Annotated in this window: 18 protein-coding genes; 9 read left to right on the top strand and 9 right to left on the bottom strand. The window is 63.5% G+C overall.

What is annotated here, in order from left to right; translation table 11 throughout:
• Nucleotides 1–218 precede the first annotated feature (218 nt).
• Nucleotides 219–1,700 carry a type VI secretion system contractile sheath large subunit gene (tssC, locus tag V5F23_RS15585; RefSeq protein ID WP_042732187.1) on the bottom strand — a complete coding sequence of 494 codons (1,482 nt, stop codon included), beginning with the start codon at nucleotides 1,698–1,700 and terminating at the stop codon, nucleotides 219–221.
• Nucleotides 1,701–1,730: 30 nt separating this feature from the next.
• Nucleotides 1,731–2,291: a type VI secretion system contractile sheath small subunit gene (gene tssB, locus V5F23_RS15580; protein ID WP_042732186.1), complete on the bottom strand. Its 561-nt coding sequence runs from the start codon at nucleotides 2,289–2,291 to the stop codon at nucleotides 1,731–1,733.
• Between the two features lie 223 nt (nucleotides 2,292–2,514).
• Here tssB and V5F23_RS15575 point away from each other — a divergent pair, with 223 nt between their 5' ends.
• The 5 genes from V5F23_RS15575 to tssA are packed head-to-tail and all read left to right on the top strand — an operon-like array spanning nucleotide 2,515 to nucleotide 10,061.
• The gene (locus V5F23_RS15575; RefSeq protein ID WP_042732185.1) at nucleotides 2,515–2,967 is read left to right on the top strand and encodes a hypothetical protein; all 453 of its coding nucleotides are present in this window, start codon (nucleotides 2,515–2,517) and stop codon (nucleotides 2,965–2,967) included.
• A gap of 49 nt (nucleotides 2,968–3,016) precedes the next feature.
• Nucleotides 3,017–4,348, top strand: coding sequence for a type VI secretion system baseplate subunit TssK (gene tssK, locus V5F23_RS15570; protein WP_042732184.1), 1,332 nt, complete (start codon nucleotides 3,017–3,019; stop codon nucleotides 4,346–4,348).
• Nucleotides 4,349–4,366: 18 nt separating this feature from the next.
• Nucleotides 4,367–5,128 carry a DotU/TssL family secretion system protein gene (locus V5F23_RS15565; RefSeq protein WP_047738836.1) on the top strand — a complete coding sequence of 254 codons (762 nt, stop codon included), beginning with the start codon at nucleotides 4,367–4,369 and terminating at the stop codon, nucleotides 5,126–5,128.
• The gene (locus V5F23_RS15560) at nucleotides 5,125–8,982 is read left to right on the top strand and encodes a type VI secretion protein IcmF/TssM N-terminal domain-containing protein (RefSeq protein ID WP_042729185.1); all 3,858 of its coding nucleotides are present in this window, start codon (nucleotides 5,125–5,127) and stop codon (nucleotides 8,980–8,982) included. The genes V5F23_RS15565 and V5F23_RS15560 overlap by 4 nt, the downstream gene beginning before the upstream one ends.
• Nucleotides 8,979–10,061 carry a type VI secretion system protein TssA gene (tssA, locus tag V5F23_RS15555; RefSeq protein ID WP_338495532.1) on the top strand — a complete coding sequence of 361 codons (1,083 nt, stop codon included), beginning with the start codon at nucleotides 8,979–8,981 and terminating at the stop codon, nucleotides 10,059–10,061. The genes V5F23_RS15560 and tssA overlap by 4 nt, the downstream gene beginning before the upstream one ends.
• Before the next feature lie 40 nt (nucleotides 10,062–10,101).
• Here tssA and V5F23_RS15550 read toward each other — a convergent pair whose 3' ends face one another.
• On the bottom strand, nucleotides 10,102–11,055 hold the full coding sequence (locus V5F23_RS15550) for a 2-hydroxyacid dehydrogenase (RefSeq protein ID WP_042729183.1): 954 nt from the start codon (nucleotides 11,053–11,055) through the stop codon (nucleotides 10,102–10,104).
• 301 nt (nucleotides 11,056–11,356) lie between these two features.
• On the opposite strand from V5F23_RS15550, the gene V5F23_RS15545 reads away from it, so the two are divergent.
• Complete coding sequence (locus V5F23_RS15545; RefSeq protein ID WP_042729182.1) at nucleotides 11,357–12,637, top strand: serine/threonine transporter; 1,281 nt, start codon at nucleotides 11,357–11,359, stop codon at nucleotides 12,635–12,637.
• 260 nt (nucleotides 12,638–12,897) lie between these two features.
• Here the strand turns inward: V5F23_RS15545 and acnB are convergent, their stop codons facing one another.
• The gene (acnB, locus tag V5F23_RS15540) at nucleotides 12,898–15,498 is read right to left on the bottom strand and encodes a bifunctional aconitate hydratase 2/2-methylisocitrate dehydratase (RefSeq protein ID WP_042729181.1); all 2,601 of its coding nucleotides are present in this window, start codon (nucleotides 15,496–15,498) and stop codon (nucleotides 12,898–12,900) included.
• 407 nt (nucleotides 15,499–15,905) lie between these two features.
• Between acnB and V5F23_RS15535 the strand changes: the two genes are divergently transcribed.
• Nucleotides 15,906–16,376 (top strand): DUF1289 domain-containing protein, encoded by a 471-nt coding sequence (locus V5F23_RS15535; RefSeq protein ID WP_042729180.1) that lies wholly within the window; start codon nucleotides 15,906–15,908, stop codon nucleotides 16,374–16,376.
• Nucleotides 16,377–16,556: 180 nt separating this feature from the next.
• Here the strand turns inward: V5F23_RS15535 and V5F23_RS15530 are convergent, their stop codons facing one another.
• Complete coding sequence (locus V5F23_RS15530; RefSeq protein ID WP_042729179.1) at nucleotides 16,557–17,420, bottom strand: universal stress protein; 864 nt, start codon at nucleotides 17,418–17,420, stop codon at nucleotides 16,557–16,559.
• Between the two features lie 159 nt (nucleotides 17,421–17,579).
• Here V5F23_RS15530 and miaE point away from each other — a divergent pair, with 159 nt between their 5' ends.
• Nucleotides 17,580–18,185 (top strand): tRNA isopentenyl-2-thiomethyl-A-37 hydroxylase MiaE, encoded by a 606-nt coding sequence (miaE, locus tag V5F23_RS15525; RefSeq protein ID WP_042729178.1) that lies wholly within the window; start codon nucleotides 17,580–17,582, stop codon nucleotides 18,183–18,185.
• 117 nt (nucleotides 18,186–18,302) lie between these two features.
• On the opposite strand, the gene V5F23_RS15520 is transcribed toward miaE, so the two are convergent.
• The 3 genes from V5F23_RS15520 to V5F23_RS15510 all read right to left on the bottom strand — a co-directional run bounded on the left by V5F23_RS15520 (nucleotide 18,303) and on the right by V5F23_RS15510 (nucleotide 20,705).
• On the bottom strand, nucleotides 18,303–18,791 hold the full coding sequence (locus tag V5F23_RS15520) for a GFA family protein (protein WP_042729177.1): 489 nt from the start codon (nucleotides 18,789–18,791) through the stop codon (nucleotides 18,303–18,305).
• A 195-nt stretch (nucleotides 18,792–18,986) separates the two neighbouring features.
• A complete protein-coding gene (locus V5F23_RS15515) occupies nucleotides 18,987–19,601 on the bottom strand; it encodes a DNA-3-methyladenine glycosylase (RefSeq protein WP_042729176.1) in 615 nt (204 codons plus the stop codon).
• A 21-nt stretch (nucleotides 19,602–19,622) separates the two neighbouring features.
• Nucleotides 19,623–20,705, bottom strand: coding sequence for a trifunctional transcriptional activator/DNA repair protein Ada/methylated-DNA--[protein]-cysteine S-methyltransferase (locus V5F23_RS15510; RefSeq protein ID WP_042729175.1), 1,083 nt, complete (start codon nucleotides 20,703–20,705; stop codon nucleotides 19,623–19,625).
• A gap of 149 nt (nucleotides 20,706–20,854) precedes the next feature.
• Between V5F23_RS15510 and V5F23_RS15505 the strand changes: the two genes are divergently transcribed.
• On the top strand, nucleotides 20,855–21,442 hold the full coding sequence (locus tag V5F23_RS15505; RefSeq protein WP_042729174.1) for a LysE family translocator: 588 nt from the start codon (nucleotides 20,855–20,857) through the stop codon (nucleotides 21,440–21,442).
• Nucleotides 21,443–21,544: 102 nt separating this feature from the next.
• On the opposite strand, the gene V5F23_RS15500 is transcribed toward V5F23_RS15505, so the two are convergent.
• Nucleotides 21,545–22,369, bottom strand: a complete 825-nt coding sequence (locus tag V5F23_RS15500; protein WP_042729173.1) for an AraC family transcriptional regulator — start codon at nucleotides 22,367–22,369, stop codon at nucleotides 21,545–21,547.
• Between the last annotated feature and the right edge of the window lie 71 nt (nucleotides 22,370–22,440).

Genomic DNA, 22,440 nt, shown 5'->3' with positions numbered 1-22,440 from the left:
GGACTCCTGAAGAAAACGAATAGGTGGTGCCAATACCGTAAGAACGAACGCCAAACCTTGTGGCGAGGGGATTTATCCCCGATGGGCTGCGCAGCAGCCCCTTGTGCCGATGACTCAATCTGTCGCAAGCACCGAGTCGCCGGGAATCGGGGCCGCTTCGCGCCCCATCGGGGATAAATCCCCTCGCCACAAAACTCCCTCGCCGCAGGCTTCGGTCGTCAGGCCGCAACCGGTGGCGGCAGGGTCGCCACCAGGCGGATCGACGCGGTCAGTTCCTCGAGCTGGAAGTGCGGCCGCAGGAACACCGTGGCCTTGTAGGCGCCCGGCTTGCCGGCCACTTCCGTCACGTCCACCCGCGCCTCGCGCAACGGGTACTGCGCCTTGATCTCCTGCGGCGCGTTGTCGTTGATCAGGACGTAGTCGGCGATCCAGTTGTTGAGGTAGGTCTGCACGTTGTCGCGGGTCATGAAGCTGCCGACCTTGTCGCGCATGATCACCTTCAGATAGTGGGCGAAGCGCGAGGCCGCCAGCACGTACGGCAGCATCGCCGAGATGCGCGCGTTGGCGTTGGCTTCATTGGTGTTGTAGAGCTTGGCCTTGTTGGTGGTCTGGCCGCCGAAGAACACCGCCACGTCGCTGTTTTTCTTGTGGCACAGGGAAATGAAACCGAGGTCGTTGAGTTCTTTTTCGCGGCGGTCGGTGATCGCCACTTCGGTCGGGCACTTGAGCGAAAGGTCCCCGGAGCTGGTGCGGAAGGTATGGGCCGGCAGGCCTTCCACCGCGCCACCGCCCTCGGCGCCGCGGATCGCCGCGCACCAGCCGTACTTGGCGAAGGCCTCGGTGATGCGTTGCGACAGCGCCCAGGCGGCGTTGCCCCACAGGTACTTGCTGTGGTCGGTGCCGTTGACGTCCTCGACGTAGTTGATGCCTTCCACCGGCAGAGTGTCCGGCCCATAGGGCAGGCGCAACAGGAAGTGCGGCAGCACCAGGGACACATAGCGCGAGTCTTCGCTTTCGCGGAACGAGCGCCACTTGATCAGTTCCTGGCTCTCGAAAATCTTCGACAGGTCACGGGGAACCGCCAGTTCGGTGAAACTGGTCATGTCGAACAACCGGGGGCTGGCGGCGGCAATGAACGGCGCATGCGCCGCTGCCGCCACGTTCGAGAGTTTTTCCAGCAGGCCGATGTCCTGCGGGTGCCGGCCGAAGGTGTAGTCGCCCACCAGCAGGCTGAACGGGTGCCCGCCGAAGGTGCCGTATTCTTCTTCGTAGATCTTCTTGAACAGCGCGCTCTGGTCGAATTCGACGGCCTTCTCCAGGTCGTTCTGCAGCTCCTTCTGGGTCACGTTGAGCAGGCGCAACTTGAGCCGGGTGCTGGTTTCGGTGTTCTGCACCAACAGGTGCAGGCCGCGCCAGGAGGCTTCGAGTTTCTGCAGCTCGGGATGGTGCAGCACTTCGTTGAGCTGGGCGCTGATCAATTCGTCGATCTGGCTGATGCGGTCGTTGATCATCGCCACGGTGTCCTTGTCGATGGCCATGCCTTCGTCGAGAACCTGGGTGGCGAATTCGGCCAGCATGTCGCGGGCGTAGTCCTGCTGGCTGTCGTCGTGGGCCATGCGGCCCTCGGCGATGATCTTGTCCAGCAGGGACAGGGTCTGGGTCGTGCTCTCGCTGGTTTGAGCGCTGGATGAAGCAGGCATGGCTTTATCTCCCTTGAATGATGAGCGCGATCAGGCCTTTGGTTCGGCGGGGGCCGGGTCATCGTTGGCGGCTACGGCGGGCAGTTCCGGCGAGGCGTCCTGGGGCCGCGCCGACTTGATCTCCTGCAGGCCCTCGGTGTTGGCGATCACGTCGCGCAGCAGCTTGTCCAGGTCGTCGTTGCCATCGAGCTTGGTCAGCAGGTCGCGCAGGCGTTGGCGGGCTTCGAACAAGCGCCGCAGCGGGGTGACCTGCTCCACGACCTTGACCGGGTCGAAGTCGTCGATGTGGCGGAAGTTGAGTTCGATGTTGAGCTTGCTGTCGTCGCCACTGAGGGTGTTGTTCACCTGGAGCGTGGCACGTGGGGAGATGGAGGCGAGCACCTCGTTGAAATTGTCCCGGTCGATCTCCGTGAATCGCCGCTCATTGAGCTTGGGCAACGGGTCCAATGGCTTGCCCGAGAGGTCGGCCAGGATGCCGACCACCAGTGGCAATTCCTTTTTCTCGATGGCGTTGCCGATTTCCACGTCATAGGTGATCTGGACGCGGGGAGGGCGAACTCGGTCGAGCTTGTGCTGGGTACTTTCTGCCATGGTGGCCGTCTCCGATGCATGTGGGGCGCAATGCATCGGGAGGCCCGCTCATCGCAATCCCTTGCTGATCCACAGGTTGCAAATGAAGGGCAGAAAACCTGTCATTCCCTTGACGAACCTGGCGCATTCGACCGTGCTGGCCGAACTATCCAAGACGCTAGAACAGGTCTATAAAAATGCAAGCAAAAACAATTTTTGACCGCTGAGAAAAGGAAGATTCATTTTGCGTGTGTTTTTTTCCGGATTTTTTTTGAGCCTGGTGCTCACCGGTTGCTCGCTCTTTGCTCCCAGCGTCGACCTGGACAGCCTGACCCTGGACGTCGCTTCCGGGGCCAATGACAACACGCCGATCGCGGTGGATTTCATCGCCGTCGAAGACCCGGACCTGCTCAAGCAGTTGTCGGGGATCACCGCCCGCCAATGGTTTGCCGAACGCGAACAGTTCCAGCGCGATTATCGTCAACGCATGGCGGTCTGGGGACTGGAGCTGGTGCCGGGGCAATTCATCGACCATCAGCCCTTCCCCTTGGAGGGGCGGCGTGCCGCTGGACTTTTGGTCTTCGCCAGCTATAACACTCCCGGAGCCCACCGGCTTCGGCTGGACGACCAGCGCACGGCCTGGCTGAAGTTCGAAAGTCGTGAGATGACACTGGTCAATGACGGCCAGCCCGAGTGACCGCGGGCCGCCCTGGGGGCGGCGACATTGAGATGTCGAAGGGAGTCGTATGAGTCTGTTACCTGACGCGGTGTGCTGGCATGAGGGCATGCAATTGCTGCCCCAGCATTTTCAATTGCAAGGGCTGCGCGCCGAGGCCCTGGCCGCGCATTTCGCCGGTGCCTGCAACCCCTGGTTCTGGGGCGTCAGTCAACTGGACGTCGACCCCTCGGCCCTGAGCGCCGGCCAGGTGCGACTGCTGCAACTGCAAGGCACCTTGCCGGACGGGTTGGCGGTCAACCTGCAGGCCGGGGTCGGGCCGACCCTGGAGCTGGACATCAACGAGGCGGTCAACAAGACCGACGACGCCACCGTGACCGTGTACCTGGCCGTCAGTCCGCTCTGGCGTGCCGGGCAACTGCTGCCGCTCAAGGGGCGCCTGCAATCGGTGGTCGGCGAGGCATTGCCAGACCTGACCAGCGGCGAGTTTCCCGAGTCGATCACGGTCTGGCGACCCAACCCCAGGCTGTGCACGCAGTTGAGCCGGGCCGACTCGATCTGCCTGCCGCTGCTGCGCATTCGCAAGGAGGGCGGCGGCTTCTGGCGCGTGCCCTACACGCCACCGACGCCGGTCCTGTTGCCGGAATCGCTGTTGGGCCGGCGCATCGTCGGGCTGTGCGCCCGGGCGCGGGAAAAATGCATGTTCCTCGCCGGCCGGTTGCGCCAGGCCCAGGCCGCCGGCAACCAGGACGACGCCCTGGAGATCCGTCGACAATTGACGGCGCTGTGGGCGCGGCTGCCGGAAGTCGAAGGGGCGCTGAACACCCGGGTGGCGACGCCGCAATCGCTTTACGGCGCGCTGCTGGGGTTGGCTGGCGCGTGGTCGGCCCTCGATCCGCTGGCGGGCGTGCCGGCTTTCGCGCCGCTGGATTTCCTCGAATTGCAACGCGGCTACGAGCCGTTGCTCGACTGGCTGGAAACCACCCTGGAGTTGATCCGCGCCGGTTATCGCAGCCTGGCCTTCGAACGTAACGACCAGGTCTTCTCGATCCAGTTACCCGACGACCAACCGACCCAACGCCTGGTGATCGGCCTGCGCATGCCCAACGGCGCCAGCGAGCAGGCGGCGGGTGAATGGCTGCGTGGCGCGATCATCGCCTCCGCGCCCCATGTACCGCTGCTGAGTCGACAGCGCATGAGCGGGTTGCCCCACCAGGCCATGAGCCGCAATGAGCAGGTCGCCTACAGCGTCGGCGACGACACCCGTCTGTTTGTGGTGGCCGCCAGCGGGCAATGGTTCGACGGGCAATTGCCGCTGCACATCGTGGCGCCGGCGTCGGCCCAGGCCAGCAGCCCGTGGCAAGTGGTGTTGTTCGTGGCGCAAGCCGGTGAAAGTGCCTGATCGCAAAAGGGGAGTCGTATGCCAGACGGAAGTGGCGGGGCGGTTCGGGGTCTGCACGAGGCGCCGCTGAGCAGCGCTTTTCGCCAGGCCTGGCTGAAGTGGTCCCAGGAATGGCAGGACCTGCCCAAGGAAAGCGACCCCGCCGTCGTGGTCAGCCGCGTGGTGGAGTTTTCCGGGCGCTGCGCCCAGCGCCTGTGGCGAATGGCGTTCGCCACCGTTGGCGACGCCGCGAGCGAGCAGGTCAAGTCGGTGGTCTATGCCTTCGTCGCCCTGGTGGACGAAACCCTGCTGTTCACCCCGTGGCCAGGGCAACTGGCCTGGCAGCAGCATCCGCTCGAATCGCGAATGTATTCCAGTCGCCAGGCCGGCGAGCGCTTGCCCGCGGCGATCAAGAAACTGCTGGATGAGCAGATGCCCGGCACCCGCGACCTGGCCAATGTCTACCTGCAATGTTTGATCCTCGGTTTCCAGGGCCGCCTGCGGGGCGAGCCTGGCCAGGTCCTGCATGAAAAATGGCGGGTGGCGCTGTTCACCTTCGCCTGGCAGCACGAACCGGACTTTGTCGATGTCAGCGAACGCCTGGCGCTGTCGGCGGCGGCACCGCCGCTGCGGTTGCCGGCGCAGCAATCGCTGCCGGACGGGTTGCGTCTGGGGCTGGCGATCCTGGCGATGGTGGTGTTGCTGACGGGGTTGGGGCAGGTGTTCTGGCGCGACATCCGTGGGGCACTCGAACCGGTGCTGCAACTGAACGAATCGGTGGTCCAGGAGCAGGACTCATGAGCTCTTTGAGCATCGTCGCGCTGGTGGTGCTCGCCATTCTTCTGGTGCTGTTGGTGGTGGCGGCGCTCTGGTGGCTGCGCACCCAGGGCGGGGCGGCGATCCGCAGTTTCTATGGGGCCGTGCGCCACATGGAGCAAGAGCAAGGCGTGCGGGACCGCTACCAGATGCCCTGGCTGCTGATGCTCGGCAACGACACTGACGGGGCCCAGCTGTGCGCCCAATGGCGCCTGCAACCGACGGACAAGGCGGCGTGGTTTGGCCGCTGGTGGTCGGATGCCGAGGGCGCGGTGCTGGTGGTGCCCCAGGCGTTGTTCCTGCCCGAGGAAGGCATGAACCGGCAGCGGGGCAATTGGTGGCGCCTGTTGGGACTGCTCCTGCGCTTGCGCAGCAAGCGGCCACTGGATGCGGTGATCTGGACCGTGCCGTTCGACCGGCTCGGCGACATCGAGCACACCGCCGACTTTAGCCTTAAGGTCCGGCGCAGTTTCATCGACCTGCTGCAACGCTTCGGCCTGAGTCTGCCGGTGTACGTGGTGATTACCGGGATGCAAGAACTGCCCGGCTTCCAGGAATTGATCAGCGCACTGCCCGCCGAGGCACGGGAATCGACGCTGGGCTGGTCGTCACCCTACCTGCCGGAGGCGGCGTGGCAGTCGCAATGGAGCGATCAGGCGCTGGATCAGGTCAATGCCGCGTTGTCGCAATCGATCATCGAAATCGGGGCGCTGTCGGGCCAATTGAGCAGTGATCTCTATGGGCTGCCGGAGCGCTTCGAAGGTTTGCGCCGAGCCTTGCAGATCCTTCTGGAGCCGGTGTTCCAAGGCAATGCCCAAGGCGAGGCGCCGCGTTTTCGCGGTGTGTATTTCACCGCCAGCCAGGCGTCGGCCACTGGCGCCGACGCCGTGATCGCCAGTGACAGCGCCTTGCGTCAGACGGTGTTCGCCCGGCAGTTGTGGGCACGGCGGCTGGTGGCCGAGCGCGGCCTGGCGCAGCCGGTGCCCCGACTGTTGCGCTTGCGCCAGCGTTGGCATCGGTTGGCCGGTGCGGTGGCGCTGGTGGTTGGGTTGGCCTGGATGGGGGGCATGGTCTGGGTCTGGCAGGACTCGATCGAACAGGCCGAGGAGCTCTCGCAACTGATCCTCAGCACCCACAAGAACCATTGGGTGCTCGACCCGGACAAGCCCCGTCTGGAACCGACCCGACACAATGTGCAGAACTATTGGAGCATGCTGGAGAAGGCACCGCGCTGGCGCTTCGTCTCGGTGGTGTTCCCGACGTCGTGGTTTTCCTCGGTGGACACGCAATTGGAGGAGGGCTTGCGCCTGACGGCCCGGCACCATTGGATACTGCCGTTGCGCGACCTGCTGGCGGCGGACCTGGAGCAGCTCAAGGCGATCCGCAACACCGAGCGACGTGGCAACGTGCAAAGTGAAGACCCGGCGCAATGGCAGAGCTACGTGAAGGCCAAGGACCTGGTGGAGCGGGCGGTACGCCTGGAGCAGCACAACCAACTCTTCAACCAGGCGGTGAACAACCCCAAGGCGCCCCTGGATGAACTGGTGCAACTGAGTGACAACGCGTTGTCGCTGAACCTCAACACCGGCACCTTGAGCCGCGCACGCTTCTACAACCGGGTGCTGTTTGACGCCCACAACGATGATTTGAAGGGGCTGGACCTGAACGCCGCGCGACCGGTGGTCTCGGACAATTTCACCGGCCTGATGCAGCGCTGGCTCGATCATTACTTCCTGGCGGACAACTTCGTGCGCCAGGCCGGCTACCTCAAGCTGCACCTGCAACGGCTGGAGGCCGGTGGCGGCAACTCCTTGAGCGAGCTCGAAGACCTGATGGCGCTGATCGACGATTTGCAAACACTGGTGAGCCTGACCAATGCGGCCTGGGGGCGCGGCAAGGGTCAGGACCTGGTGCCCGGTTACACACAACTGATGGACAAGGTCGGCCACAGCACGCTGCTTGGTCCCGACATCGAGCAGGACCTGGAGAGCCAGGCGGCGAAGCTGCAGCAGAGTTTTCGCGACCAGTGGATTGTCCAGGCCGGTTCCCGGGACAACTTGCTGGTGCAACAGGGCAGTGGGCTGTTGGTGTTGCAGGATCACGTCACGGCGCTGAACGGCGCGGTCCAAGCCTTGTTCAAACGTGATTTCGTCGCGTTGGCGTTGCAGAAGGCCCCGTCGGACAGCGACACCGATCCAACAGGGCAGGGCAGCGGCAGCGATGACTTCAGCGTGGCCCTGAATTACTTCGCCAGCTACAAGAGTTACACCAACGAGGAACTGTCGCGCATCCCGCCGGTTTACCGGGAGGCCCTGATCCAGGCGGCTGAAGGCGCCGCGGCCCGGGCGATGTGGCTGAGCCTGGATGAGAGCGACGAACAGTTGCCGGGCATGCCCTTCAACGTGCAAACCACCCAGGCAGTGGCCTTGCAAAAAGCCTTCATGGACGTGCACCGCAGCGATCTGGCGACGCGCTTGCAGCGCTTGCTCAATCGCCGCGCCCTGGCGCAGATCAGGAGCGCTCAGCAGGAGATCGAAGCCCAGCCGCTGTTCAGCCAGCGGGCGGATGTCCAGCGCTGGAACGGGTCGAAGAACTTTGGCCTGCAACTGTATGGCGCCACCGATCCCCAGGACCTGAAGCTGAACCTCAACCAGCAGTTCGCCGCCATGTTGCAGATCGCCGAGCAGCGTATGCCGGCGCTGGAATGGCTGATCGTCCAGCAGGACAACCTGTCGGCCCTGGAACATGACCAGGTGGCTCGGTTCATGGCCCTCAATGACGAGTTGCTCAAGTACAAGAGCCAGAACCCGGCAAGTTCGGCGGCGCAGTTCGAACAGTTGGTGAGCCGCGACTTCATCGAGATGGACACGGCCTCCTGCGCGCAGATCCTGCAGACCTCCAACCTGTCCGGCGGGCGCGGCGACGTGGCCCAGCGTGCGGTCGCACTGCAACAGAGTGCCCTGCAACGCTGCCTGTACCTGCAGCAGAACCAGGCGGCGACCGCCTGGAATGACCTGGCCGACTACTTCAATCAGTACCTGGCCGGGCGCTTTCCGTTTTCCCAGGATGTGCGCGCCAGCGACGCTGACCCGGCGCGGGTGCAGCGGCTGCTGGAGTTGATCGACACCCGCTTGCCTCTGGCCCAGGCGGGGCTGACCCTGAGCCAGACCCCGGACCGCCTGGCCGCCGAAGATTTTCTCAAGGGCTTGAAACAGGCCGGTACCTGGCTCGGGCCTCTATTCGTGCGGGACAAGAGTGGCCTTCTCGGCGTGGAGATGGACGTGCGCTGGCGCACCGATCGCGAGCAGGAACGTGGCGCCGACCAGGTGATCGCCTGGGATTTGAGCGCCGGCAACCAACAGATCAACTACCCGGGCGAGGCCCAGCAGAATCTGCGCTGGATGGTCGGGCAACCCGTCAGTCTGACGCTGCGCTGGGCGCGCAACGGCTACCAGCGTCCGGCCAACGACCCCCTGCAGCCGAACCTGGTGGTGCGCGACCTGGAGGCGGGTTGGCAGTACCAGGGGCCGTGGTCATTGCTGCGCCTGATGCGTTCGCTGGTGTCGGCCCAGCGCCAACCCAACGTCGACTACACCGATTTCCCGTTGACCTTGCAGTTGCCGGTGATCGCCCGCAATCCGACGCAGGCCCCGCAGCCTCAGGGCCTGGCCCAGGATCGCGTCGCCCAGCAAACCCTGATGTTCGTGCGCGTGTCGTTGATGAGCCAGGGCTCGAAGCTGCCGCTGTCGATGCCGCCGCTGCCGACCCGGGCGCCCCGTTCGCCGTTCATGGCGACCTCGTCGACGTCGACCATCGCCACCCGTGAGGAGACCCCATGAGCTTGCCGATCAGCCCATTGCCCGAATTGGTCACGCAACTGCTGGAACCGCTCGACGCCCAGGCGCCCTGTGGCCAGGATTTGCGCTACGAACCGGTGTACGACCGATTGCGCGAGATGCGTCGCGAGGACGACACCAGTCTGCCTGCTGGTGTCTGGGAGTCGCCGATCAAGCGCGCCCAATGGCCGGAGCTGGAACGGCTCGCCACCCTGCTGCTGCTTGAGCGCAGCAAGGACCTGATGATCAGCGCCTGGCTGGGGGAGGCCTGGCTGCACCTGTCGGGCCTGGAGGGCTTGCCGGGCAGCTTGGCGCTGGTGGCGGGCCTGTGCGAACGCTACCCGGAGCACTTGCACCCCCAGGCCGAGGACGGCGACTGCTCCTGGCGGGTGATGCCGTTGGAGTGGTTGGTGCGACGCTACAGTGAGGTGCTGCTGACCCGGGTGCCGTTGCTCAATGGAGATGACCCGACCTACGCCAATTTCTGCCTGCATGACTGGCAACGCCTGCAACGCCGGCTGGTGCTGGGCAATGACAGCAAGAGCGCCAAGGTCGCGGTCGAGACGGCGCGGACCGATCAAAAGAAACTCGACGAACTGATTCGCGGCACGCCGTTGTCGTTCTGGTTGCATCGCCAGGGCAGCCTGATGTTGAGCCTGCAACACCTGCAACGGCTCCAAGCCTGGAGCGATGCCTGCCTGGACCAACTGGCCCCGAGCTACAAACCCCTGCAGGATGTGATGCAGGCCTGGCTGGCCTTGGTAGAGGAGTTCATTGCGATGCACCCACAACAACCCAGCGTCGCGCCGGCACCCGCTGCGCCGACGGCTGCGACGTCGGCCGAGCCGTCACAGGTGGCGCCGGCCCAGGTCTTCCAGGAACCGGCCAACCGCGAAGAAGCCTATCGCCAACTGCTGGTCATTGCCGGTTACCTGGCCCGCACCGAGCCCCACAGCCCGGTGCCCTATTTGATCCGGCGGGGCGTGGAGTGGGGCAACAAACCGTTGAGCGAGCTGCTGGGCGAGTTGATCAGCGCCGACGCCGAATCCCGACGGCTGTGGACGTTGCTGGGGGTGCTGTAAGCCCTGTCCTGTGGCGAGGGCGCGAGCGCCCCTGCCACGATCAGCTGTAGGACTCGGGCAGCGGGACCGGGGTCAACACCGGTTTGCCTGAAAAGAATGCGTCCAGGTTCTGGCCGACCAACTCGACCGTGCCACGGGTCGCTTCCGGTGACAGGCCGGCCACATGGGGAGTCAGGACCACATTGGGCAGGCTTTTCAGCGCATCCGGCACTTCGGGCTCGTGATCGAACACATCCAGGGCCGCCCCGGCAATCCGCCGGTGTTCAAGCGCGCTGATCAGTTCGGCGGTGGCAACCACGCTGGCCCGGGCGATGTTCACCAGAAAACCGTTCGGGCCCAGGGCATCGAGGGCCTGCTTGTTGATCAACTGGCGCGTATCCAGGCCGCCGGGCGTGGCGACGACCAGGAAATCCGAAGCCCGTGCCAGTTCCGTCGGCGTGGCGCAGAAGGTATAGGGCACGTCGTTGCGCATCCGGCGATTGTGGTAGCTGACGCTCATGTCGAAGCCGAGGGCGGCCCGTTTGGCAATCGCCATGCCCACGGCGCCCAGCCCGAGCACGCCCAGTCGCTTGCCGGCCAGGGACGGGCGCATGACCTTGGACCACTCGCCCCGGCGCACGCTGGCGTCGGCCCGGGGGATGTCGCGCACCAACGCCAGCAGCAGTGCCATGGCATGGTCGGCCACCGAGGAGGCGTTGACCCCGGCGCCGTTGGTCACCACGATGCCGCGGCTGCGCGCTGCCTGCAGGTCGACCTGCTCGTAGCCGGCGCCGATCACGCAGATGATCTGCAGGTTGGGCAGGGCGGCCATTTCCTCCGCCGTCAAGCCCAGGGGACCACGGGTCAGCACCGCGTTGAACCGTTCGCCATGTTCGAAAATCGCGGCCTTGCGCTCGGCCGGCGTCGGCGCCAGTTCCAGGTGATAGCCCTGGCGCTCGAGGATCGGCAGGTATTCATTGACGGTTTCAACCAGTACCAGGACGGTGACGGGCATGCTGTGCTCCTTTGGGCTTTGGCGCGATCGGGCGGGCTCAATCAGCGTGGGAGCGAGCAGGCTCGCTCCCACAGGTTGCATTTTGTCCTGAGTGTAGGAGCTGGTGTAAAGCGGCGATAGCCTGGCCAGCGCGTGCCCCGGCATTTTTGTTGTGATGGGCAACCACTCCTCAGCTAAGCCTTTGCTTCTGCTCGCTAATCCCGGACAATCGCGCCCCTGTTTCGGCCAGGGCGCTGCCTGTCGGGGTTTTCCGACTCGTCTTGGCCGGGTGCATGTGACCGGAACGCGGAGATCCGACCGGATGAATGATCAGGCCAATAGCGTCGAAGAGCGCTTTGAAACGATAGCCCCAGCCACTCTCGATCAATGGAGTCGCCAGGACACGACCTGGATGCTCGGGCTGTTTGGCACCGCCATCGGTGCGGGCACGCTGTTTTTACCGATCAATGCGGGCCTCGGCGGTTTCTGGCCGCTGCTGATCCTGGCCCTGCTGGCATTCCCCATGACGTTCTATGCCCACCGTGGGTTGACCCGCTTCGTGCTGTCCGGTCGTGATGGCGCCGACATCACCGAGGTGGTGGAAGAGCATTTCGGCATCAAGGCCGGTGCGCTGATCACGCTGCTGTACTTCTTCGCGATTTTCCCGATCCTGCTGATCTACAGCGTGGCGCTGACCAATACCGTGGGCAGCTTCCTGGAGCATCAACTGCACATTCAGCCGCCTCCCCGGGCGGTACTCTCGCTGGTGCTGATCCTCGGCCTGCTGGCGGTGGTGCGTTGCGGCGAGCAGGTGATCGTCAAGGCGATGAGCCTGATGGTCTACCCGTTCATCGTGGCGCTGCTGTTCCTGGCGGTGTTCCTGGTCCCGCACTGGAATGGTGGCATCCTGAGTACCGCGTCGACGGTGCCTGAGCCTTCCGCGCTGCTGCACACCTTGTGGCTGGCGATCCCGGTGATGGTGTTTTCGTTCAACCATTCGCCGATCATCTCGGCGTTTGCGGTGGACCAGAAGCGCCGTTACGGCGCCAATGCCCAAGCGCGCAGCGCGCAGATCCTGTCGCGTGCCCATGTGTTGATGGTGGTGATGGTGCTGTTCTTCGTGTTCAGTTGCGTGTTGACCCTGTCCCCGGCGCAACTGGCCGAGGCCAAGGCGCAGAACCTGTCGATCCTGTCGTACCTGGCCAACCACTTCAGTAATCCGACCATTGCCTTTGCGGCGCCGTTGATTGCGTTCGTGGCCATCTCCAAGTCGTTCCTCGGGCACTACATCGGTGCGAGCGAAGGCCTCAAGGGGCTGATCGTCAAGAGCGGCCGTCGTCCCGCTCCCAAGACCCTGGACCGCCTCACGGCCGCGTTCATGCTGGTGGTGTGCTGGATCGTCGCCACGCTCAACCCGAGCATCCTGGGCATGATCGAGACCCTGGGCGGCCCGGTGATCGCGGCCATCCTGTTCCTGATGCCGATGTACGCCATCCGCAAAGTCCCGGCCATGGCCCGTTATCGTGGCCAGGCGTCGAATGTCTTTGTGGTGCTGGTAGGCCTGGTGGCGATCACCGCGCTGGTCTACTCCCTCGCCGCCTGACCTGCAACCCTCACCTTGTGGGAGCGAGCTTGCTCGCGAAAGCGTTGGATCAGGCACGAAGATGTTGGCTGAGCTGACGCCTTCGCGGGCAAGCCCGCTCCCACAGTGGTTCTGTGGTGTTGATGGGAGTCAGGTTCACCTCCATCCCTGTGGGAGCGGGCTTGCCCGCGAAGGCGATGGTTCGGCTGGCACCAATCTACAGGCATAAAAAAACGCCGCCCCTCACAAGAAGGGCGGCGTTTCAGTCGAGCGTCTAAGCCTTAGGCTTGAACGACCGGGATGTTGGCGTTTGCAGCCGCTTCACGGAACTCGGCGATCTGGTCGAAGCTCAGGTAGCGGTACACGTCCGCTGCCATGCTGTCGATCTTGCCGGCGTATTCCAGGTACTCCTCGACGGTCGGCAGGCGACCCAGGATCGAAGCCACGGACGCCAGCTCGGCCGAAGCCAGGTAGACGTTCGCGCCGTCGCCCAGACGGTTCGGGAAGTTACGGGTCGACGTCGACACCACGGTGGAGTTCGGCTCCACGCGTGCCTGGTTACCCATGCACAGCGAGCAACCTGGCATTTCCATCCGTGCACCGGCCTTGCCGTAGATGCCGTAGTAGCCTTCTTCGGTCAGCTGGTGAGCGTCCATCTTGGTCGGCGGCGACAACCACAGGCGGGTTGGCAGCTGGCCCTTGACCTGATCCAGCAGCTTGCCGGCGGCGCGGAAGTGACCGATGTTGGTCATGCACGAACCGATGAACACTTCGTCGATCTTCTCGCCAGCAACGCTGGAGAGCAGACGGGCGTCGTCCGGGTCGTTCGGCGCGCAGAGCACAGGCTCGCTGATGTCGGCCAGGTCGATTTCGATGACTTCGGCGTATTCGGCGTCGGCATCGGCTTCCATCAGCTCTGGGTTGGCGATCCAGGCTTCCATCGCTTGTGCACGACGCTCCAGGGTCCGGGCATCGCCGTAGCCTTCGCCGATCATCCAGCGCAGCAGGGTGATGTTGGACTGCAGGTACTCGGTGATCGACTCTTTCGACAGCTTGATGGTGCAACCGGCGGCGGAACGTTCGGCCGAGGCGTCGGACAGCTCGAAAGCCTGTTCCAGGGTCAGGTTTTCCAGGCCTTCGATTTCCAGGATGCGGCCGGAGAAGGCGTTTTTCTTGCCTTTCTTCTCGACTGTCAGCAGGCCTTTCTGGATGGCGAAGTAAGGAATGGCATGAACCAGGTCACGCAGGGTGATGCCAGGCTTCATCTTGCCTTTGAAGCGCACCAGGATCGATTCCGGCATGTCCAGCGGCATGACGCCGGTGGCTGCGGCAAACGCCACCAGGCCAGAACCGGCCGGGAACGAGATGCCCATCGGGAAGCGGGTGTGCGAGTCACCACCGGTGCCCACGGTGTCTGGCAGCAGCATGCGGTTCAGCCACGAGTGGATGATGCCGTCGCCCGGACGCAGGGAAACGCCGCCGCGGGTCATGATGAAGTCAGGCAGGGTGTGGTGGGTGGTCACGTCGATCGGCTTCGGATACGCCGCGGTGTGGCAGAAGGACTGCATCACCAGGTCAGCGGAGAAGCCCAGGCAGGCCAGGTCTTTCAGCTCGTCACGGGTCATCGGACCGGTGGTGTCCTGGGAGCCCACGGTGGTCATCTTCGGTTCGCAGTAGGTGCCAGGACGCACACCGGCTACGCCGCAAGCCTTGCCGACCATCTTCTGCGCCAGGGTGAAGCCCTTGGTGCTTTCGGCAGGTGCTTCAGGCTTCTTGAACAGGTCGAACGGTGGCAGGCCCAGCTCGGCGCGCGCCTTCTCGGTCAGGCCACGGCCGATGATCAGCGGGATACGGCCGCCGGCACGCACTTCGTCGAGCAGGACCGGGGTCTTCATTTCGAACGTGGTGATGACTTCGTCGGTACCGTGCTTGCAGACCTTGCCGGCATGCGGGTACAGGTCGATCACGTCGCCCATGTTCATGTTCGACACGTCGAATTCGATCGGCAGGGCGCCGGCGTCTTCCATGGTGTTGTAGAAGATCGGGGCGATCTTGCTGCCGAAGCAGAAACCACCGGCACGCTTGTTCGGTACGTACGGGATGTCGTCGCCGAAGAACCACAGCACCGAGTTGGTGGCGGATTTACGCGAGGAACCGGTGCCGACCACGTCGCCGACGTAGGCGATCGGGAAGCCCTGGCCGCGCATTTCTTCGATCTGCTTCATCGGGCCGGTCTTGCCTTGCTCGTCCGGAACGATGCCGTCACGGGCCATTTTCAGCATGGCCAGGGCGTGCAGCGGGATATCAGGGCGCGACCAGGCGTCCGGGGCAGGGGACAGGTCGTCGGTGTTGGTTTCGCCAGGAACCTTGAACACGCGCAGGCTGATCTTGTCGGCCAGCACCGGGCGCTTCTTGAACCACTCGCCTTCGGCCCAGGATTGCAGCACGGCCTTGGCGTGAACGTTGCCGTTCTTGGCTTTTTCAGCCACGTCGTGGAAGGCGTCGAACATCAGCAGGGTGTGCTTGAGTTCTTCGGCGGCCACTGGCGCCAGTTCGGCGTCGTCCAGCAGCTCGACCAGGGTCACGATGTTGTAGCCGCCCTGCATGGTGCCGAGCAGCTCGACGGCACGCTTCTTGTCCAGCAGGGGGGATTGGGCCTGGCCCTTGGCCAGTGCGGAGAGGAAACCGGCCTTGACGTAGGCGGCTTCGTCGACTCCAGGCGGAACGCGATTGGTGATCAGGTCAACGAGGAAAGCTTCTTCGCCCGCCGGAGGATTTTTCAGCAGCTCGATCAGGCCTGCGGTTTGTTCGGCGTTAAGCGGCTGGGGAACGATACCCAGTGCGGCGCGCTCTTCGATATGTTTGCGGTAGGCTTCAAGCACAGTTATTACCCTCATCAGTGGTCCCAAATGGGTGTCCGGGACGCTCATCCAGAAACCCGCGGTACTCATGCGCGTCGGGGGCTTTTTGGGCCACCACGCCAGAGTTTCCGGGGTTCCTCACAGAAGCTGCTTTCAAAGTTTTACGCCTGCAGAACGGGGAGCTGATGAGGGTTGGCGTTGGGCTTTCCCCGCTGGAAAGACCCTCCGCCAACACCGCTCTGAAGGAACGACTGTGCTCGTGACGCTTTGAAAACAGCTTCTAACGGACATTGGCGCCTTAAAAGGCTGGCTGATTCTACGGCAAAAAAAAATTAAAGGTAAGTTCGAGCGGGAAGTTTGAGGGGTGATCAATCTTAGACAAAGGGCTAACATGCCGGCCTGTCCTGCTTTTGCGTGTGTTTTTCCTTATGCCCAACCAGCTCATCAAGACCCCTTGTGTCGGCCTTTGCTCCACTGTCTACGGTGACCTGGTGTGCCGGGGCTGCAAGCGGTTCCACCATGAAGTGATCCACTGGAACGGCTACAACGAGGACGAGAAGCGCGCGGTGTGGATGCGCCTGGAGCAGTTGCTGGTGCAGGTGATGGTGGCCAAGCTGGAGGTGTTCGACCCCGGCCTGCTGCGCCGGCAGCTCGAAGATCGAAAGATCCGCTTCGTGCCGCACCAGTCGGAGTATTGCTGGGCCTATCAGTTGATCGCCCGCGGCGCGCGGGTCATCAATAATCTGGAAGCCTACGGCATGGTATTGCTGCCGGAGTTCCGCGATTGGGAGCTGCCGGACCTGCGGGACGCCATCGATCGAGAGTTTTTCCTTTTGTCCGAAGCCCATTACCAGCGCTACATTGCGCCAGGGTTTCTCAAGGATGCGTTTGGCGGTTGAGACAGTGATGTGCCGCCTGGGAACTGCAGAAACACCTGTGGCGAGGGGATTTATCCCCGTTGGGCTGCGAAGCAGCCCTAGTGTGGTCGATACGATCGACCTGACATGCTCGGTTGCCTGATTTGGGGCCGCTTCGCGGCCCAGCGGGGATAAATCCCCTCGCCACAAGATCGGTTCGCTTCAATCCTTGACCGCCAGCTCCACCAGATGGTCCTCCACCTCCTGCGGCTTGAGCACCAGCACGTCGCTTTCCAGCGTATCGAGCACCGCTTCGGCGGTGTTGCCAATCAGGGCCCCGGACAGCCCGGAGCGGGCCACGGTGCCGATCACCGTCACCGCCGCCTGCAGCTTGTGGGCCATGAACGGGATCAATACGTCCGCCGGGCCTTCGGAGACGTGCAGGTGCTGGTCGTCGATGTCGAATTCTGCCTGGAACGCCCGGCATTGTTCGCGATAACGGGCCTCGATGGTTTCCTTGAGCTGGAAGGTCGGGTCGGCCGCCGAGAGCATTGGCGAAGGGTGGGCACTGATGACGTGCAGGTGCCCCTTGGCCAGGCCGGCGATGTCATAGCCGTGGTCAATGATGGTGGTGTGCAGGTGGCGGTGCTCGCCGTCGGCATTGCCCACGTCAACGGCGGCCAGGATCACCTTGTCCTTCCATGAACCGGCGGTTTTCACCAGCAGCACCGGGGTCGGGCAATGGCGCAACAGCTTCCAGTCGGCGGGGGTGAGCAGGGCTTTTTTCAGCGGGCTGTCGGGGAAGTGCTGCTTGATCACCAGGCCGCAACCTTCGGCCTGTTGCACGTCGATGATGGTTTCATGAAGGCTTTCGTTCCAGGCCTGTTCGGTCGTCACGCTGTAGCCGTCCGCCGCCAACCCGGCTTTGAGCACACTCAGCAGGCCGGCATGGTCATGCCGCTTGTCGCAGACCAACAGATGCAGGTGGGCCTGGGTCACGCCGGCGATCAACTTGGCGCGCTTGAGCGCCAGGCTTTCCGCATGTTCGGGTTCGATGACCACCAGGATGCTGCGAATGGCTTGCATGATCGGCGTCTCCTGCAATGAAAAGGCATGGCGTTGCTCAACTATAGTTGCTGTGGGTCAACCGTCGACTTGATGCATATCAACAGTCGTGGCTGGTGGTCTTGAGGCGGGCCGGTATAATCGGCGCCCTTCGCTCGATTACCTTTGTCCGTGAGCCCCATGATCCTTCCCGAAATCCACGAGTTCCTTGGCTGCCGTACACCCGACGGTTGGGTCCAGGCGGCATTGGCCGACCAGGAAACCTTGCTGATCGACCACAAGAACTGCGAGTTCAAGGCCGCCAGTACCGCCCTGAGCCTGATCGCCAAGTACCATTCCCACGTCGACCTGATCAACCTGATGTCGCGCCTGGCCCGGGAAGAGTTGGTGCATCACGAGCAGGTCATGCGCCTGATGAAAAAACGCAAGATCGGTTTGCGCCAACTCTCGGCCGGGCGCTATGCCTCGGGGTTGCGCAAGGTGGTGCGCAGCCATGAACCGGTCAAGCTGGTGGACACCCTGGTGGTGGGCGCCTTCATCGAAGCGCGCAGTTGCGAGCGTTTCGAGGCGTTGGTGCCGCATCTGGACGAAGAGCTGGGCAAGTTCTATTTCGGCCTGTTGAAAAGCGAGGCCCGGCATTTCCAGGGGTATCTGAAACTGGCCTACCAGTACGGGGACGCCAAGGACATTGCCCAGGTGATCGACAAGGTCCGCGAGGCCGAGCGGGAACTGATCGAATCGCCGGATGTGGAGTTTCGTTTCCACAGTGGTGTGCCTGTGGCATAGGGCTGTTTGCCTTGACGCCATCGCGAGCAAGCTCGCTCCCACATTGGACTTGGGAAGTTCACAAATCCCTGTGGGAGCGAGCTTGCTCGCGAAGGGGCCTTATGCAGCACTGCATTTCTAAGTGACCAGCCCCAGGCGCTCATGCCACCGAGCAATGGACTCCTCGGGATAAACCTCGAACAACTGGTCATCCGGATGCGCCTCGACTTCCACCCACGGCGCCCTGGAACCCAGCATCAGATGGGTGTGCTCCGGCGGTACCGGCAGCGGTGTGTCGATGGCCGAGGCAAAGGGGTGAATCAGCTCCGGCCATTCGGGGCTGAACAGCCATAGCCCCGAACCGCACAAGGAACAGAAATGTCGTTCGGCACTGCTGCGGTGGGCGCGTTTATCGCCTTCGTCCTTGAGCCGCGCGTGGTAGACCGAGATGTGCTTGCGTCCGCGCACTTTCAAGGTCCGCGCATCGCCACCCAGGTTGATCGCAAAACCACCACCGCCCTGGGTCTTGCGGCAGATTGAGCAGTAACAGCGTTGGTAAGGGTAGGGGTGAGCACTGTCGAGGGTGAACGACACCGCGCCGCAGTGGCAGGATCCTTCTAGCTGCATGGGGAGCCTCCAGTGGGATTGGAAATGACTCAGTACAGCCTAGACAATCTGTGTCATGGCAGTTGAGTTGAGGCTGGCCATGAGACCGCCTTCGCGAGCAAGCCCGCTCCCACAGGGGATCTGTGTCGGGTCTTCTGCCCGCTCTCGGTCAGTGTGGGAGCGGGCTTGCTCGCGAAGACGTCGGTGCAGCCAACATTATTTCGGCATTCGCCACAGGTACCACGCCGCCACCGTCCGATAAGGGCTCCAGGCCTGGCCGATGTCCAGCATCTGCCGGCGACTGGGTTGTTGTTCCAGTCTTTTCAGCCGTCGGTAGCCCTCTCGAACCCCAAAGTCATCGACCGGTAGGATATCGGGGCGCTCCAGGCTGTAGATCAACAGCATCTCGACGGTCCAGCGTCCGACGCCACGCAGGGTGACCAGGCGTTCGATCAGCGCTTCGTTGTCCATGGCCAGCGCGGTGGGGTAATCCGGCACGATTCCGTCCAGCGCCGCCTGGGCGATGCCGTGAATGGTGGCAATCTTGCTGGCGGAAAAGCCGCAACCGCGCATCTGCGCGACGTCTGTGGCCAGCAATTGCTCGGGCGTCGGGAAGGCCTGGCCCGGGAACAACGCCAGCAAGCGGCCGTGAATCGCATCGCCGGCCTTGGCATGCAGTTGCTGATAGGCAATCGCCCGCACCAGCGCTTCGTAGGGGTCGCGGGTCGGCCTGGGCTGCAACAGGCAGGGGCCGGTCGCTTCGACGTGTCGTTGCCAGTCTTCATCGAGCTGGGCCAGGAAGACGCTGGCGTCATGGTAGGGAACGGGCATCGGCAGCTCTTGTGAAGTCGATCAAAACGCCAGGGGCAATGAAACCTGCGTTGCGGCGTGTTCCAGCCGCAATAGAAAGGCTTTGCGCGGCTGTCCACCACCATAGCCGGTCAACGCGCCGTCCGCACCGATCACCCGATGGCAAGGGACGACGATGGCCAAGCGGTTCTGCCCGTTGGCCAGGCCCACGGCCCGGCTGGCACCGGGGCTGCCCAACACCGCGGCGATGCTGCCATAGCTGCGGGTTTCGCCATAAGGGATCTTGAGCAGTTCGGCCCATACCCGGGCGGCGAAGGCGCTGCCGGGCATGTGCAACGGGACGGTGAACGCCGTGAGCTTGCCGGCGAAGTAGTCCGCCAGTTCGCCTTCGATCTGCTGCAAGTGGGCGTTGTGCCCCGGTGCGAGCGTGTAGCCGTAGCGCTGCTGCAGCTCTTCCAGTTCCTTGGTCAGGGCAGGGCGGTCGAGGAACTCCAGCAGCACCAGGCCGCGCCGTTCGGCCATGGCCAGCATCGGTCCCAACGGCGTGGTCAGGCGCGTGAACAGCAAGGGTTCGCTGAGGGCGGCGCGTCCTGGGGTGATGTGGAAGGATTTCACGAAGGCATCGCGAAAGCCGCTCAAGGATTCGTAGCCGGAATCGAACGCCGCGTGGTCGATGGACGCCCCGGCCTTGATCCCGCCCAGGGCGATCCCCAGGCGGCGGGTGCGCAGGTAGGCGTGGAAGGTCATGCCGAAATGCTGCTTGAACCAGCGCCGCAGTTTCAGCGGCTCGATGCCTTGCTCCAGCAGCAGGGCGTCGGTCCAGCGCAGGTCTGGTTCGGCGTCCACGGCCTTGAGCAGGGCCTGGATCCAGTCCGGCGCGATGGCCGCGGCGTCCAGCGGCTTGCAGCGCAGGCAGGCGCGGTAGCCAGCGGACAGGGCTTCGTCGGCGTGGGCGAAGAACTCCACGTTTTCCGGCTTCGGCTTGCGCGCCGTGCAACTGGGGCGACAGAAAATGCCAGTGGTCTTGACCGCCGTGAAGAACACCCCCTCGTAGGCGGTGTCTCGTTCGAGCATGGCGCGGACCATTTCGGCGTGGGGCGGGAGCAGCGAGTCATGTAGGTTCATGGGGTTGAGCATAGAACCGTGCCCGCTACGACTCCACCGCAAAATCGACAGTGAATTCTTTGTGCCGGATCAAGGCAGTTTTCTTCAATACACCCCGCCATGGGCCTTTTACCCTGATCGCCACCTCACAGACATGAAGAAGGTATGCGATGACTCTGATTCTATCCATGGCGGCGTTTGCCTTGGTGGCCTCCATCACGCCGGGACCGGTGAATATCGTGGCCCTCAGCTCCGGCGCCCGATATGGCTTTCGAGCCACCTTGCGCCATGTGGGCGGCGCGACCCTGGGGTTTGTCCTGCTGCTGGTGTTGATGGGGCTGGGGTTGCATGAAGTGCTGCAACGCTGGCCGGCACTGACCCGGGTGGTGCAACTGGGTGGCGTCGGGTTTCTATTGTTCATGGCCTGGAAACTGGCGATGGACGACGGGCAGCTGGCTGGGGCGGATGAGGGTCGGGCGCCTTCAATGTTATACGGCGCGCTGATGCAATGGCTCAACCCCAAGGCCTGGCTGGCCTGCGTCGCGGGGATGGGTGCGTTCGTGGCTGACGGCGAGGCGCGGCTGGTGTGGCAGTTCGCGGCGATCTACCTGGTAATCTGCTACGTCTCGGTGGGCTGTTGGGCCTATGCCGGGAGCTTTCTGCGCACCTGGCTGGGTAATCCGGCGACCCTGCGCCTGTTCAACCGGGCGATGGCGGTGTTATTGGTGGCCAGTGCGGTGTATTTATTGTTGCCTTGAGCACAAGTGTTTTCGAGGCGGGATGCTGTTGTGGCGAGGGAGCAAGCTCCCTCGCCACAGAGGTCCACCTGTTTTTGGTCCAAACAAGGTGGTGGGGCAGTATCAACCGCGATACTGGCCCGGCGTGGCCGCCAGGTGTTGCTTGAAGGCCCGTTGGAAATGCGCCTGGTCGGCAAACCCGCTGTCCAGCGCCACATCGGCGATCAGCCGGCCTTCGCGCAACTGGCGGCGGGCGAACTGGATCCGTCGATTGACCAGGAACGCGTGAGGCGTCATCCCGTAATGGCGCTTGAACGCCCGGCTCAGGTAGGACGGCGAGAGCTGAGCGGCGGCGCAGATGTCTTCCAGCTTCAGGGCTTCGGTGCAGTGGTCATGAATGAATTGCGCCGCCCGCATCAAGCCCGGATGGCTGCCCCGGTCCGGGCGACCGGCCGGGTTGAGGCGCTGTTGCAGGTCCGTGAAGAACGCTTCGGCGGCGGCGTGCTTGTGATGGGCGGCGAGCCGTTCATCCACCAGTTGCCCATACAGGCGCTGCAACGCTGCAAACAACTCGACGTCGCGACTGTGGGTGGTGGCGAAGCCTTGGAACTCCAGGCCCTGGTCAAAGCCGATACGCCGTTGCAGGTCCCGCAGCCATTGGCTGTCCACGTACAACATGAGGTATGACCAAGGCTGGTCGTCGATCGGGTTGCAGGCATGAACGGCGCCGGGGTTCATCAACACCACCGTGCCGCTTGCCACCTGCAAGTGCGAGTGCTCGTGAATGTAAGTGCTGCGTCCGGCAGTGATCGCGCCGATGGAGAAATGGTCGTGGGCGTGGCGCGAATAGCAGACCTTGCGCCCGTCGGCGATGGCTCGGGCCTCGATGAAGGGCAGGGCCGCGTCGCGCCAGAAGCGGGGGGCGGCGTCAGGGGTGGCGTGCTTCATCGGTCGATGTGCTCTGGTTGAACCTGGGTCGCAGTGTATAAGCGCTGGCAGGCAAATGCCCACTCGATTCG

It is taken from the genome of Pseudomonas sp. WP18, from assembly GCF_036689585.1.
Classification (GTDB): domain Bacteria; phylum Pseudomonadota; class Gammaproteobacteria; order Pseudomonadales; family Pseudomonadaceae; genus Aquipseudomonas; species Aquipseudomonas chlororaphis_E.
Note: the sequence above shows the minus strand (reverse complement) of the source record. Positions and strands in the feature narration are given on the sequence as shown.

Excerpts from the sequence above, each read along its gene's own strand:
- V5F23_RS15560 (WP_042729185.1), top strand. The coding sequence starts at position 5,125 with ATGAGCTCTTTGAGCATCGTCGCGCTGGTGGTGCTCGCCATTCTTCTG.
- V5F23_RS15545 (WP_042729182.1), top strand. The coding sequence starts at position 11,357 with ATGAATGATCAGGCCAATAGCGTCGAAGAGCGCTTTGAAACGATAGCC.
- tssC (WP_042732187.1), bottom strand. The coding sequence starts at position 1,700 with ATGCCTGCTTCATCCAGCGCTCAAACCAGCGAGAGCACGACCCAGACC.
- V5F23_RS15535 (WP_042729180.1), top strand. The coding sequence starts at position 15,906 with ATGCCCAACCAGCTCATCAAGACCCCTTGTGTCGGCCTTTGCTCCACT.
- V5F23_RS15510 (WP_042729175.1), bottom strand. The coding sequence starts at position 20,705 with ATGAACCTACATGACTCGCTGCTCCCGCCCCACGCCGAAATGGTCCGC.
- V5F23_RS15515 (WP_042729176.1), bottom strand. The coding sequence starts at position 19,601 with ATGCCCGTTCCCTACCATGACGCCAGCGTCTTCCTGGCCCAGCTCGAT.
- V5F23_RS15530 (WP_042729179.1), bottom strand. The coding sequence starts at position 17,420 with ATGCAAGCCATTCGCAGCATCCTGGTGGTCATCGAACCCGAACATGCG.
- tssK (WP_042732184.1), top strand. The coding sequence starts at position 3,017 with ATGAGTCTGTTACCTGACGCGGTGTGCTGGCATGAGGGCATGCAATTG.
- V5F23_RS15500 (WP_042729173.1), bottom strand. The coding sequence starts at position 22,369 with ATGAAGCACGCCACCCCTGACGCCGCCCCCCGCTTCTGGCGCGACGCG.
- V5F23_RS15565 (WP_047738836.1), top strand. The coding sequence starts at position 4,367 with ATGCCAGACGGAAGTGGCGGGGCGGTTCGGGGTCTGCACGAGGCGCCG.
- tssB (WP_042732186.1), bottom strand. The coding sequence starts at position 2,291 with ATGGCAGAAAGTACCCAGCACAAGCTCGACCGAGTTCGCCCTCCCCGC.
- V5F23_RS15550 (WP_042729183.1), bottom strand. The coding sequence starts at position 11,055 with ATGCCCGTCACCGTCCTGGTACTGGTTGAAACCGTCAATGAATACCTG.
- V5F23_RS15505 (WP_042729174.1), top strand. The coding sequence starts at position 20,855 with ATGACTCTGATTCTATCCATGGCGGCGTTTGCCTTGGTGGCCTCCATC.
- tssA (WP_338495532.1), top strand. The coding sequence starts at position 8,979 with ATGAGCTTGCCGATCAGCCCATTGCCCGAATTGGTCACGCAACTGCTG.
- V5F23_RS15520 (WP_042729177.1), bottom strand. The coding sequence starts at position 18,791 with ATGCAGCTAGAAGGATCCTGCCACTGCGGCGCGGTGTCGTTCACCCTC.
- miaE (WP_042729178.1), top strand. The coding sequence starts at position 17,580 with ATGATCCTTCCCGAAATCCACGAGTTCCTTGGCTGCCGTACACCCGAC.